The organism is Planomonospora corallina, from assembly GCF_042650625.1.
Taxonomy (GTDB): Bacteria; Actinomycetota; Actinomycetes; order Streptosporangiales; family Streptosporangiaceae; genus Planomonospora_B; species Planomonospora_B corallina.
In genome coordinates this window covers 599,998-612,678 of record NZ_JBHSBM010000017.1, presented here as the reverse complement: position 1 = coordinate 612,678, position 12,681 = coordinate 599,998, and the positions used below count along the sequence as shown (strand labels likewise).

13 protein-coding genes are annotated in these 12,681 nt (G+C 74.0%); 4 read left to right on the top strand and 9 right to left on the bottom strand.

What is annotated here, in order from left to right; translation table 11 throughout:
- Positions 1-367 precede the first annotated feature (367 nt).
- The 3 genes from ACFOWE_RS15935 to ACFOWE_RS15925 all read right to left on the bottom strand — a co-directional run bounded on the left by ACFOWE_RS15935 (position 368) and on the right by ACFOWE_RS15925 (position 2,977).
- Positions 368-1,111: a LytR/AlgR family response regulator transcription factor gene (locus ACFOWE_RS15935; protein WP_377288390.1), complete on the bottom strand. Its 744-nt coding sequence runs from the start codon at positions 1,109-1,111 to the stop codon at positions 368-370.
- 64 nt (positions 1,112-1,175) lie between these two features.
- Entirely contained in the window at positions 1,176-2,309 is a 1,134-nt protein-coding gene (locus ACFOWE_RS15930) for a sensor histidine kinase (RefSeq protein ID WP_377288388.1), read from the bottom strand.
- A 47-nt stretch (positions 2,310-2,356) separates the two neighbouring features.
- Positions 2,357-2,977 (bottom strand): molybdopterin-dependent oxidoreductase, encoded by a 621-nt coding sequence (locus ACFOWE_RS15925; RefSeq protein WP_377288386.1) that lies wholly within the window; start codon positions 2,975-2,977, stop codon positions 2,357-2,359.
- Between the two features lie 322 nt (positions 2,978-3,299).
- On the opposite strand from ACFOWE_RS15925, the gene aroF reads away from it, so the two are divergent.
- The 3 genes from aroF (at position 3,300) to ACFOWE_RS15910 (ending at position 5,375) form a co-directional block, all read left to right on the top strand.
- Positions 3,300-4,337 (top strand): 3-deoxy-7-phosphoheptulonate synthase, encoded by a 1,038-nt coding sequence (gene aroF, locus ACFOWE_RS15920; protein ID WP_377288384.1) that lies wholly within the window; start codon positions 3,300-3,302, stop codon positions 4,335-4,337.
- A 216-nt stretch (positions 4,338-4,553) separates the two neighbouring features.
- Positions 4,554-4,778: a hypothetical protein gene (locus ACFOWE_RS15915; protein ID WP_377288382.1), complete on the top strand. Its 225-nt coding sequence runs from the start codon at positions 4,554-4,556 to the stop codon at positions 4,776-4,778.
- A 312-nt stretch (positions 4,779-5,090) separates the two neighbouring features.
- On the top strand, positions 5,091-5,375 hold the full coding sequence (locus ACFOWE_RS15910; protein ID WP_377288380.1) for a YiaA/YiaB family inner membrane protein: 285 nt from the start codon (positions 5,091-5,093) through the stop codon (positions 5,373-5,375).
- Between the two features lie 71 nt (positions 5,376-5,446).
- On the opposite strand, the gene thiI is transcribed toward ACFOWE_RS15910, so the two are convergent.
- Positions 5,447-6,649 (bottom strand): tRNA uracil 4-sulfurtransferase ThiI, encoded by a 1,203-nt coding sequence (thiI, locus tag ACFOWE_RS15905; protein ID WP_377288378.1) that lies wholly within the window; start codon positions 6,647-6,649, stop codon positions 5,447-5,449.
- A 107-nt stretch (positions 6,650-6,756) separates the two neighbouring features.
- The gene (locus ACFOWE_RS15900; protein ID WP_377289144.1) at positions 6,757-7,386 is read right to left on the bottom strand and encodes a response regulator; all 630 of its coding nucleotides are present in this window, start codon (positions 7,384-7,386) and stop codon (positions 6,757-6,759) included.
- A 146-nt stretch (positions 7,387-7,532) separates the two neighbouring features.
- On the opposite strand from ACFOWE_RS15900, the gene ACFOWE_RS15895 reads away from it, so the two are divergent.
- Positions 7,533-8,138 (top strand): hypothetical protein, encoded by a 606-nt coding sequence (locus ACFOWE_RS15895; protein ID WP_377288376.1) that lies wholly within the window; start codon positions 7,533-7,535, stop codon positions 8,136-8,138.
- Positions 8,139-8,199: 61 nt separating this feature from the next.
- Here ACFOWE_RS15895 and macS read toward each other — a convergent pair whose 3' ends face one another.
- From macS to wrbA, 4 genes are all read right to left on the bottom strand, one after another.
- A complete protein-coding gene (gene macS, locus ACFOWE_RS15890) occupies positions 8,200-9,342 on the bottom strand; it encodes a MacS family sensor histidine kinase (RefSeq protein ID WP_377288374.1) in 1,143 nt (380 codons plus the stop codon).
- A 160-nt stretch (positions 9,343-9,502) separates the two neighbouring features.
- Positions 9,503-10,528 (bottom strand): 6-phosphofructokinase, encoded by a 1,026-nt coding sequence (locus ACFOWE_RS15885; protein ID WP_377288372.1) that lies wholly within the window; start codon positions 10,526-10,528, stop codon positions 9,503-9,505.
- Between the two features lie 277 nt (positions 10,529-10,805).
- A complete protein-coding gene (locus ACFOWE_RS15880; protein ID WP_377288370.1) occupies positions 10,806-11,774 on the bottom strand; it encodes a lactonase family protein in 969 nt (322 codons plus the stop codon).
- A 96-nt stretch (positions 11,775-11,870) separates the two neighbouring features.
- Entirely contained in the window at positions 11,871-12,488 is a 618-nt protein-coding gene (gene wrbA, locus ACFOWE_RS15875) for an NAD(P)H:quinone oxidoreductase (protein ID WP_377288368.1), read from the bottom strand.
- Between the last annotated feature and the right edge of the window lie 193 nt (positions 12,489-12,681).

Genomic DNA, 12,681 nt, shown 5'->3' with positions numbered 1-12,681 from the left:
ACGACGGACGTCCGGCCGGCGAGCCGGCCGCCCCCGTGGGGCCGGCTCGCACCGCGGGCCCGCGGTCTCCCGCGAGCCTCGCCGCCGCATCCGGAGGCCGCCGGACCCTCCCCCCCGGGTCATCAGGGTCCGGCGGCCGGGTGATCGCTTCACCGGCTTTCACCCGGGCCTCCGCCCGCCAGGCCTCTTGTGAGCCTTCCGGCTCGGTCCCCCCCTGGCGCGGCGGACCCGCTCTCCGATGCAGGAACACTATGGGGCGGCCTGAGCAGGCGAAACCCGCTTCGGAGGCAGCGCGACCAACGGTGCGTAGTTATCGCTGTACGGAGAGTGTCCGAGCGACGAGCGGTCGGCCTGCGGCGACGAACGGTCAGTCGGGCGCCGGACGGTCCTGGAACTGGCGGACCAGCTGCTCGCGGACCTGGCGGGTGTGGCGGCGGCTGACGGGCAGCGTCTCGTCGCCGACCTGCAGCACGACCCTGCCTCCGTCGAAGCGCATCTCACTGACGTGCCGGGCGGCGACCAGCGTGCTGCGGTGCACGCGGATGAACCCCGATCCGGCCCAGCGCCGCTCCAGCGCGGCCAGGGACATGCGGACGAGATAGGCGCCCTCGGCGGTGTGCAGCCGCACGTAGTCGCCCCTGGCCTCGGCGAACCGGACCGACTGCCGGGGCACGAACCTGGTCCGGCCGCCGAGCTCGACCGGGATGACGTCCTCCGGTTCCGGCTGCGGCGCGGCCGGCGCGGCCTCCAGTCTCCGTACGGCCTCCGCCAGCCGCTGCTCCCGCACGGGTTTGAGCAGGTAGTCCACCGCCTCCAGCTCGAAGGCCTGGACCGCGCAGTCCTCGTGCGCGGTGACGAAGACCAGGCGGGGCGGCTGGGGGAAGCCCGTGGCGAGCCTGGCCAGGTCCAGGCCGTCGATCCCGGGCATCCGGATGTCGAGGAAGACGCCGTCCAGCCGCTCCCCCGAGGCGATCATCGCGACCATGTCCTGGAGCGCTCTGACGCCGTCGGAGGCGGTGGCGACGTGCTCGATGCGGGAGTCCCTGCGGAGCAGATAGGCCAGCTCCTCCAGGGCGGGGATCTCGTCGTCGACGGCCAGAACGCGCAGCATGGCCCTCACGTTGCCCACTGGTGCGCCCGGTCCGCAACCGGTATGCCGCAGGCGGGTGAGGACGTCACGGGGAGGGCCACCGCGCCGTGCCCGTCGCGGGGGCGCGCTTGGGCACCCGGAGCCGGACCCGGGTGCCGCCGCCCAGTTCGCTCTCCACGACCAGCCCGTAGCCGTCACCGTAGATCTGCCGGAGCCTCAGGTCCACGTTGGCCAGCCCGATCCCGCCCTCGCCCCGGCCGGAGCGCGGGCCGTCGTCGAGCAGCAGCCGCGCCTGCTCCGGCTCCATGCCGAGCCCGTCGTCCTCGACGCTGATGTGCGCCTCGGCCCCGGCGTCCCTGATCACCACCCGCACCTCGCCCGGACCGCCACTGCGGGCCAGGCCGTGCTTGATGGCGTTCTCCACCAGCGGCTGCAGGCACAGGAACGGCACGGGCACCCCGAGCACCTCGGGCGCGACCTGGACGGTGAAGCGGAGCCGGTCGCCGAAGCGGGCCCGCTCCAGCAGCAGGTAGCGGTCCACGCAGCGCAGCTCGTCGGCGAGCGTGGTCAGGTCCCTGGCCCGCCGCAGCACGTAGCGGGCGAAGTCGGCGAAGTCCACCAGCAGCTCGCGGGCCCGCTCGGGGTCGGTGCGGACGAAGGAGGCGATGGTCGTCAGCGAGTTGTAGACGAAGTGCGGCGAGATCTGCGCGCGCAGCGCCCGCATCTCCGCCTCGGCGGCGCGCCGCCGCAGGGCGTCGAGATCGGCCAGCTCCAGCTGACCGGAGACCCAGCGGGCGACCTCGGTGGCGGTCCGCAGCAGCGCGGCGCCGGCCTCGGCGTCGTAGGCGAGCAGCACGCCGGCCACGCGCCCGCCCGCCTCCAGGGGGACCGCCACGGCGCCGGCGGCCGGGCAGCCCGGCCGCTCGCAGCCGGGCGCCTCCTCCGCCAGCACCCGCGCCCGGCCGGAGGAGAGCGCCGCCCCGGCGTGCCCGGCCATCCGCTCCCGGTGGCAGTCCGGCACGCCGTCCCAGGCCAGCACGGCGTCGGGACCGGCCAGCGCGGCGGCCCGGACGCCGAGCAGTGCCCGCAGGTGGCCCACGGCCCCGCCCGCGGTCTCCGGCGTCAGCCCGGCCCGCAGCCAGGGGGCCGCCCGCGCCGCCACGCGCAGGGTGGCGAAGGTGGCCTCGCCCCGGCGGTCGTCACAGCGGTCGGTCGGCATGCCGGAACGGTAGCGGGCCGCGTCCCGCGATCAGGGGAAAACACGGGTCACGGGGGACCTTCGCCCGGTTCCTCCTGATACGAGTAGCGCTGCTCGCGCCAGGGGTCGGCGATGTTGTGGTAGCCGCGCTCCTCCCAGAAGCCGCGCCTGTCCTCCACCATGTACTCCACGGCCCGCAGCCACTTGACGCTCTTCCACGCGTACAGGTGCGGGACGACCGCCCGGACCGGATGGCCGCGCTCCGGCGAGATCGGCTGGCCGTCCAGCTCCATGGCCAGCAGCGTCCCGCCGCGGGCGAAGTCGCCGATCCGGACGTTGGCGCTGTAGCCGTACTCGCCCCAGAGCATCACGTGGCGCACCTCCGGGGCGGGCGGGGCCAGCTCCATGAGCAGGGCCGAGGAGACCCCGCGCCACTCGTTGCCCATGACGGAGAACTTGGTGACGCAGTGCAGGTCCGCCACGACCGTCGTGCGGGGCAGTTCCCGGAATGCCTGCCAGGAGAGGCGGTACGGCTCACCCGAGGCGGTCGCGCCCATGACCTGCAGCTCCCACGTCGCCGGCCGGAACGACGGGACCCTGCCGTAGTGGATCACCGGACGGCCCCTGGGGACGTACTGGCCCGGAGGAAGGCGGGTCTCCTCCAGCGGAGCCTCGGGCTGATCCACCATCACTCCCCCACCACTCCCCTCGCCGTGTCCCCGGTGGCACGGGGCAATCCTGCCACCGCCGGTTCCGCCCCCGGCGGGCGGGTCCCTCGCCCCTGGCGCCGTCCATCAGGTGAGACGGGGGCGTCCCGCGGTGGACACGCGACGGACGTGGTGCGCTAGCATTGCGGCGATGCGTACCGTGTTCTGGTTTTTTTATGGCGACGGACCCGTGGGTCGGACCGTTCGCCTCCAGATGCTGCGCTGACAGCCAGGCGACGAGAAGGCCCCGGGTCCGGATTTCGGACCCGGGGCCTTTTTCGTTTCCCGTTCATCGAGGAGAGACATGGTCATCGTCATGGCCCCCGAGGCCACCCAGGAAGACGTCGAGGCGATCGTGGAGGTCGTGGCCACGGCGGGCGGCAGCGCGTTCGTCAGCCGGGGCGTGAGCCGCACGATCATCGGCCTGGTCGGCGACGTCGCCCAGTTCGGCGCGCTGAACCTGCGCGGCATGCGGGGGGTGGCCGACGTGATGCGGGTGACCGCGCCGTACAAGCTGGTGAGCCGGGACAACCACCCCGAGCGCTCCACCGTCCGCGTCGGCGGCGTGCCGATCGGCCCGGGCACGGTGACGCTGATCGCCGGCCCGTGCGCGGTGGAGACCCCGCAGCAGACGCTCGAGGCCGCCGAGATGGCCAAGGCCGCCGGGGCCACGCTGCTGCGCGGCGGCGCCTACAAGCCCCGCACCTCCCCCTACGCCTTCCAGGGGCTGGGCGAGGACGGGCTGCGCATCCTCGCCGACGTGCGCTCCGAGACCGGGCTGCCCGTCGTCACCGAGGTGGTGGACGCCCACGACGTCGACCTGGTCGCCTCCTACGCGGACATGCTGCAGATCGGCACCCGCAACGCGCAGAACTTCGCGCTGCTCCAGGCGGTCGGCTCGGCCGGCAAGCCGGTCATGCTCAAGCGCGGTATGAACGCCACCATCGAGGAGTGGCTGATGGCCGCCGAGTACATCGCCCAGCGCGGCAACCTCGACATCGTGCTCTGCGAGCGCGGGATCCGCACCTTCGAGACCGCCACCCGCAACACCCTGGACGTCTCGGCGGTCCCGGTCGCCCAGCGCCTGTCCCATCTGCCGGTCATCGTCGACCCGTCCCACTCCGGCGGCCGGCGCGACCTGGTCCTCCCGCTCACCCGGGCCGCCATCGCCGTCGGCGCCGACGGCGTGATCATCGATGTCCACCCCCACCCGGAGCAGGCGCTCTGCGACGGCCCTCAGGCCCTGGTCAACGGCGACCTGCGCGAGCTGGCCCGGGTGATGCGGCAGCTCCCGCCGCTGCTGGGCAAGAGCGCGGTCGGCGACGCCCTGGCCACCGCCTGATCTGTTCCCTCGTGCGCGACAAGGAGGGATTTTCCTCACTCGCCACCCTTGTTCACCGTTAGTAGTTATTCGGTGACTATATGTGTTCAAAGTGGGAGTGACGGGTATTGAGGGTGTGGCGCCGGTTCCGCTCCGTCACCAGACGGACGGACCGGCACCGGTCCCGACCGGAGTTCCGGCCCGAAAGGGCAGGACGAAGAAAGGAAACCCAGTCCCATGAGGAAGATCCTGTCTCGCATCGCGCTCACCGGTATCGCCGCGACCACGCTGGTGCTGTCCGGCGCCTCCGCCGCCTCGGCCGGCGGCTGCGGCGGCGGCTTCGGCTTCGGCGGCTACGGCGGCAACTCCTACTACAACGCCAACCAGTCCGCGGCCGGTCCGCAGGGCGCCGCCAGCACCAACCTGTGCACCGGCACCGGCGGCGGCTTCTTCGGCTGGTGACAGGCCGTCCGGTGAGGTGAGGCGTTCTCCGCGACGCACCGGCGAGGCCCCGTCCGTGTCCCGGGCGGGGCCTCGCCCGCGTGCGGCCCGCCCCGCGCGGAACCGGCCGAGCCCTCCGGGCCCCGCCCGCCGTACGGCCCCGCTGCGGGCTCGAAACAGGGACACGCCCGCGGTACGGCCCCGCTGCCGACTCGCGACGGGGACGGCCCCCGCGCCGGCCCGCGGCGGGGGCGCCTCCCGTCGTCCTACTCAGGGGCGGTTGAGTATCCGCGCGGATGCCGGGCCCGCCTCCCGTGCCGGATCGCGGACGGCATGACGAGAGCGATCCACCCCAGGAACACCGGCGCCTTCTACGTGCAGTCGGTCATCTCTTTCGGCGTGTCCCTGACCGCCGTCGCCATCGGCGTGGCCTACCTGCCGGTGGACGGCTGGATCCGGGGCTTCCTGGCCCTCGGCGTGCTGTACGTCGTCACCTCGAGCTTCACCCTGGCCAAGTGCGTGCGCGACCGCCAGGAGCTCTCCGAGGTGACCAACCGGGTCGACCAGGCCCGCCTGGAGAAGCTCCTGACCGAGCACGACCCCTTCAAGGTCGACTGAGCCACGGCCCCGGCGGACGGCCCGCCCCCGGGAACGTGCTCCGGGCGGCCCGGAGGACCGGGAGGCCGCCCTCAGCCCTCCGGCTTGTACTCCTGCAGGGAGTCGGCCAGCTGCACGGCGAGCTCCTCGGCGTCCAGGCGCCGCTCGATCAGCTTCAGGTCGTCGATCTTGGCGGCGGTCTCGGGCCGGCGGGGCGCCAGCAGGGTGCAGCAGTCCTCGTCGGGGAGCTCGGATATCTCCAGGGTGCCGATCCGGCGCGCCTCGGCGATGATCTCGCTCTTGTCGAGGCCGATGAGCGGGCGCAGGATCGGCAGGTCCACGGCGTCGTCCTGGGCGGTGATGTTCTGCAGGGTCTGCGAGGAGACCTGGCCCAGGGAGTCGCCGGTGATCAGCGCCCCCGCGCGGATGCGGTGCGCGACCTCCTCGGCGGTCTTCAGCATCAGGCGGCGCTGCGCGATGACCGCCAGGCGGTCCTGGCCGGACGCCTTGATGGACTGCTGCGCCTTGCCGAACGGCACCACCCAGAAACGCGCCCTGCCCTGGAACTTCTCCAGCGCGCGCACCAGCGCGTACGCCTTGTAGATGGACTCCGAGGTGGTGAACGGGATGCCGGAGAAGTGCAGGAAGTCCACGCGCAGGCCCCGGCGCATCATCCGGTAGGCCGCCACCGGCGAGTCGATGCCGCCGGACATCAGCACCAGGGCACGGCCGCTGGAGCCGACCGGCAGGCCGCCCTGGCCCGCCAGCCCGTCGGTGTGCACGAAGACCTCGTCGCGGTCGACCTCGACGGAGACGGTCAGCTCCGGACGCCGCAGGTCGACCGGGAGGCCGTAGGTGTCGTTGATCGCGCCACCGACCTGGCGGTCGAGCTGCATGGAGGTCAGCGGGAAGCGCTTGTCGCGGCGGCGGGAGCGGACGGCGAAGGAGACGCCGCGCTTGACGTCCTCCCGGTCGGCGAGCAGCTCGATCGCGGCCTTGGTCACCGCCTCGGGGTCCTTGGCGACCCGCCAGGCCCGGTGGATCCAGACCAGCCCGGGCACGTAGGAGACCCGGCGGGCGACCGCGTCGGCGGTCTCGACGCTCGTCCCCTCCGGCAGGAAGAGCGCGATGACGCCGTGGCGCTGGCGCACGTCCACCTTGAAGCCGAACTCCTTCAGCGCGGCCCTGATGTTGGCCTGCAACCGCTGCTCGAACACCTCGCGGTTGTCGCCCTTCAGGACGACCTCGCCCAGCTTGAGCAGGACGCAGGGCTCGCCCAGTGCGGACAGGGCCATGGTGGAACCTCCGGTGGACATCGGGGAGAAGGGCGCGTACGGCTGCCGCCGAGCATCGCGGGCGGCCGTCAACAGGCAACACCGCGCCTGGGTCACTTTAGTCCCGCCTACGACCCGTCGAGGCCCCGCTCGATCGCGTAGCGGACGAGCTCGACGCGATTGTGGAGCTGGAGCTTGTTCAGCGTGTTCTGGACGTGGTTCTGCACGGTCCGGTGCGAGAGCACCAGCCGCTCGGCGATCTGCCGGTAGGACAGGCCCTTGGCCACCAGGCGCAGGACCTCGGTCTCCCGCTCGGTCAGGCGCGGCCTCTGCTCCGGGGCCGGGCGGGCGGCCAGCCGGCGGTACTCCCCCAGGACGAGCCCGGCCAGGCCCGGGGTGAACACCGCGTCGCCGGCCGCCGTGCGGCGGACGGCGTCGAGGAACTCCTCCCTGCTCGCCGACTTCAGCAGGTAGCCGGAGGCGCCCGCCTTGACCGCCTCCAGCACGTCGTCCTGCTCGCCGCTGGCCGACAGCACCAGCACCCGGGGCGGCGGGTCGGCCGTGGCCAGCCCTCTGGCCACGTCCACCCCGGACAGGTCGGGCAGCCGCAGGTCCAGCACGACCAGCTCGGGCCGGACCGCGGCCGCCGCCCGGAGCGCCTGGCGGCCCTCGCCGAGGGCGGCCACCACCTCGTAGCCCGCCTCGGCCAGGTCCCGCGCCACCGCGTCCCGCCACATCGGATGGTCGTCCACCACCATCACCCGCATCCGGCCAGCCTATTACCGCGCCCGCCCGGCGGCTCCGCGCCCACCGGGCGCGGGACGCGTGACGAAAAAATGGATCGAGGGCGGGATACCCCTCCGCGGAAGGAGGAGATGGATCCAGACGAGCCACGAGGAGTGACATGAGAAGACGTTTCGGAGTGTTGCTGGCGGCCGCGTCGGTCCTGGCCACCTGTTCCTGCGGCGGCGCGCGGCTCGCCCCGGAGATCGGCGACGAACCCATGGCCCCCAACGACGGGGGGAACGGATACCAGGAGGGCATCGCGATCAGGGACGTCACCATCATCGGCGGAGCAGCCGGTGAGCCGATGACCTCCGGTGGCAGCGCGCCGATGTACATGGTTCTGATCAACAACCGGGCCACCCCCGACCGGCTCGTCTCCGTCGCCGCGCCCGGCGCGTTCAAGGAGGCGCAGCTGGCGGGTGGCGGAGTCGACCTCCCTGTGCGCAAGCCCGTCGGCGCGGGCGCGGCGCCCTTGGCGCTGCTGACTGGACTGACCGACGAGAAGATGCGTAGCGGCAGCTTCGTGGACGTGGAACTGCGCTTCCGGGACGCCGGCACGGCGCGGCTGAACGTCCCGGTGCTGCCGCCCACCCTGTGGCGGACCACGCTCTCGCCCTGGCCGTCGCCCCCGGCCCAGGCGAGTCCGTCACCCACCGCTCCCGCCAGCCCGTCCCCGGCTCCCCCGGCGAGCCCGTCGCCTACCGGGCAGGGCGGGACGGACTGACCAGGCGTCTCCTCGGACCGGCGGGCGCACCGCTCACGGGCGGCCGCGCCGGCGCGGGCCGTCAGGTCCGGGCCGCCGCGTCCGCCGGGACGGACATCTCCACCTCCGTGCCGCGCCCCGGGCCGGACAGCACGGTCACCGTGCCGCCCAGCTCCGCGATCCGGCCCCGGATCGACTGGGCGACGCCGAGGCGCCCCTCGGCGGCGGCCCGCTCCAGGCGCCCCTCGGGGATGCCCGGTCCCTCGTCCCGCACGGTCACGGTGACCGTGCCGCCGTCGCTCTCGGCGAAGACCCAGGCGGGAGCCCGCTCGCCGCAGTGCCGTACGACGTTGTCCAGCGCCGCGCCGACCGCGGCGGCCAGTTCCCTGGCGGTGCGCGCGGGCAGCGTCAGCGGGGCGGCGGGGGTGGAGACGGTGACGGTGCCGGAGGCGTGCCCCCGCAGCAGCGCGCACAGGTCCGCGGTGCCCGCCGGGGCCGCCTGCGGGCGCGCCCTGATCAGCTCGCGGAGCGCGGCCTCCTGCTCACCGGCGAGCCTGCCCAGTTCGGCCGCCTCCCCGCCGAGGCGCAGGCCGCGCCGCTGGACCAGGGCGAGCACCTGGAGCACGGAGTCGTGGATGCCCCGGGCGAGCCGTTCCCGCTCCCGGCCTGCGGCCTCCAGCTCGACCGCCCGCTGCATGCGCTCCTCGGCCTGCCGGGCCAGCTGGGCGACGTGCCCGACCAGCACTCCCGCGAGGAAGAGCAGCACGGTCCCGTTGACCGGGAGGTCCGCGGGGGCCCCGGGGCCCCCGGAGACACTGCCGGGCAGCCCGCGCGTCCACAGGTCGGCCAGCGACACGATCGCGGCGGCCACGGCGCCCGCGCGGCGTCCGCCGTACACGCCCCAGGCGAGGACGGCCCCGCCCATCCAGGTGGCGGTGATCGGCATGCTGCCCTGCTGCTGGGCGCCCTGCACCGCGGGGGTGGCCAGCAGGCAGCCCACGGTCACGACCATGTCGGCGGCGAGCAGCGGGCGGCCGCGCAGCCCCGCGGCGGAGTAGGCGAGGACCGTCGCCGCCGTCCACAGGGACATGATCCCCATCACGGTCCAGCCGAGCGCCGGGTGCTCGTACCCTCCGGCGCGGAGAAGGAGGAACGCCGCGTACACGAGGGAGGCGGCGCGGAAGACCGCGACGGTCCGCCAGAACGACCCCTCGATGCCCGTCATGGTGGCGACCCTACCCGTGGCCGTCCGCCGGAGGATCCGGCCCCGGGCGGGGCCGCCCGCGGGTCCCCCCGGGGGGCGTGCGGGCCTCGCGGCGCGGGCCCGCCGCCCGGACGTCCCGCGGCCCCGCGCCGGGACGGGACGGGGCCGCGGGCGGAGGGGATCAGCCGAAGAAGACCTCGGCCTCCTCGTAGCGGCTCACCGGGACGGTCTTCAGCTCCTTGGTGCCCTCCTCCAGGCTGACGCGGACGATGTCCGTGCCGCGCAGGGCGACCATCTTGCCGAAGTCGCCCTCGTGCACCGCGTCGATCGCCTGCAGGCCGAAGCGCGTGGCGAGCACCCGGTCGAAGGCCGTGGGCGTGCCGCCCCGCTGGATGTGGCCCAGCACGGTGGTGCGGGCCTCCTTGCCGGTCCGCTTCTCGATCTCCCTGGCGAGCGTCTCGCCGATGCCGCCCAGCCGGACGTGGCCGAAGGCGTCGAGCTCGCCCGTCTGCAGCGCCATCTGGCCCTCGACGGGGTGGGCGCCCTCGGCGACCACGATGATCGGCGCGTAGCGGGTCTTGAAGCGGGACTCGACGTAGGCGCAGACCCGGTCGATGTCGAACGGCTTCTCCGGGATGAGGATGACGTTGGCGCCCGCCGCCATGCCGGCGTGGAGCGCGATCCAGCCCGCGTGGCGGCCCATGACCTCGCAGATCAGCGCGCGGTGGTGGGACTCGGCGGTGGTGTGCAGCCGGTCGATCGCCTCGACGGCGATGTTGACCGCCGTGTCGAAGCCGAAGGTGTAGTCGGTGGCGTTGAGGTCGTTGTCGATCGTCTTGGGCACGCCGACGACCTTCACGCCCCGCTCGAAGAGCTGCGTGGCGACGCCGAGCGTGTCCTCGCCGCCGATGGCGATCAGGGCGTCGACCCCCGTCTGGGCGAGGTTCTCCTTGATCTTGTCGACGCCGCCCTCGATCTTGATGGGGTTGGTCCGCGACGAGCCGAGGATCGTGCCGCCGCGCGGCAGGATGCCGCGCACGGCCTGGATGTCCAGCGGCATGGTGTCGCCCTCCAGTGGGCCACGCCAGCCGTCCCGGAAGCCCACGAACTCGTGCCCGTGGACGCCCACCCCCTTGCGCACGACGGCGCGGATAACGGCGTTCAGGCCGGGGCAGTCGCCGCCCCCGGTCAGCACTCCAATACGCATGGCATCCTCCGGTGGTGGTTCCGAGGTGATACGGCCAGACTAGGCGGGGTGACACGACCGGCGGGGGGTGCCCCGCCGACGCAACGCATTCTGCCCCCAGAGCCGCCCAATGGTCTAGACCAAATCGCGTGCCGGGCCCGCATGTCGCGCCGGCCGCCGCCGGGACGGCCCCGCCCCGCGCGCCCGGCGCCCCTGTGGGCGTTGTGACCCTCTCACCGCCCTCCAGTGCCCCCCAGACGCCTCCTCAGTCCTCCCAGCAGTCCTCTCAGCAGTCTTCTCAGTGCCCCGCCCGGCCCGCCGGCAGCACGCAGGAGGGCGTGCCGGTCGCGAACACCTCCTCGGGCTCCTGCGGGATCCCGCCCTCCAGCGGCAGTACGGCGACGCCGCCGGAGTTCTGGTTGGCGACGTACATCCGCTCGCCCGCGACGGCGAAGTGGCGCGGCCAGGCGCCCCCGCAGGGGACCTCGGCGACCCGCTCCAGGCCGGGCCGGGACAGCACCGCGATCGTGTCGGGTCCCCGGTTGGCGACGTAGACGAAGGGCCCGTGGACCTCCAGGTGCGAGGGGTGGTTCTCCCCCTCGGCCGCGCTCGCGGGCACGACCGCGGTCTCGCGCCAGTCCGCGTCGTAGGCGCGGACCGTGCCGTCCAGCTCCCCCGCCACGTACCAGTGGCCGTCCGCCCAGGCCATGTGCCTGGGGCCCATGCCCGGGGCGAGCCGTACCGGGCCGCCGGGGTGGGGATCCACCCGGCCGCCCTCGGCCGTGAAGCGCCGGACCTCGTCGGCGCCCAGGTCGGTCACGTACAGCACGCCGTCGGGGCCGAAGGTCGCCTGGTGGGCGTGGGCGCCCTCGCGGTTCGGGAAGGTCCGCGCGTCGACGGGGAGCCCCGCGTCGTCGAGGCCGTGCACGCTCACCGTGCCGTCGCCGTAGTTGGCCACCGCCAGCAGCGTGCCGGCCGGGTTCACCGCCAGGTGGCAGGGGAAGGAGCCCCCGCTGGAGCACCGGCCGAGCGGCGAGAGCGTGCCGCCGGTCCCCCGGGCGAAGACCTCCACGGTGCCCTGCTCGGCCTCCCCCACCGCGTACAGCAGGGGGAGCGCGGGGTGCACGGCCAGGAACGACGGCCCCGGGGCCGCCGTCTCGCCGAGCCGGGCCGGGCCGTGCGGGCCGTCCAGCTCCGCCAGGACGATCCCGGCGCCCGTCCCTCCGGTGTCCGGGGTGTACCCGCCGATGTACGCGATCTCCGCCATCATTCTCCAGCCGCCGTGGACTCTCGACCGGTCCGTGACCTTAGCGCAGTCCCCTGCGGCGGGCGCGCCCCGCCCGCGCCGGGCGGGATGGGCGGGTCAGGCGGCGGCGCCGGCCTTCAGCCGCCGGGCGACGCCCACCACCCGGGCGGCCATGTGGTCGAGGGCGGCGTACTGCACGTCGGTCAGCGGGTCGTCGTTGTTGCCGCCGGTGACGTGGGAGACGCCGTACGGGTTGCCGTCGGCGAACTTCAGCGGGTCGGTGTAGCCGGGCGCGACGAGGATCCCGCCGAAGTGGTGGATGGTGTTGTAGAGCGCCAGCAGGGTGGACTCCTGGCCGCCGTGGGCCGTCATCGAGGCGGTGAACCCCGCGTAGACCTTGTCGGCCAGCAGGCCCTGCGCCCACTGCGGGCCGAGGGTGTCGATGAACTGCTTGAGCTGGCTGGAGATGTTGCCGTAGCGGGTCGGGGTGCCGAGCAGCACCGCGTCGGCCTCCACGATGTCGTCGGGCACGGCCTTCGGCTCGTCCTTGGTGGTGTCGAAGTGCTGGCTCCAGGCGGCGTTGGAGGCGATCGCCTCCTCCGGGGCCAGCTCGGGCACCTGCCGGAGCCGGACCTTGGCGCCCGCCCCCTCCGCGGCCGAGGCCAGCCGTTTGGCCATCGCGTGGACGGTGCCGGTGGCGGAGTAGTAGATGACGGAGACTCTCACATCGGTCACGGGTCTGCCCCCTGTCGGATGGAAGGAGATGGGAGGCGCGCGGGCGCGGACGTCCCGCCCGCCGCCGCACTACCCCACCGCCCTACCCCGCCGCGCGGCCCGCGACCTGGGCGGGCCCGGATCCGTACCGCGGGCTGACCGACTACCGGCCGACGATCTCCCTGCTCCCGGGCACCCGGCCGGGGCCGGGCCG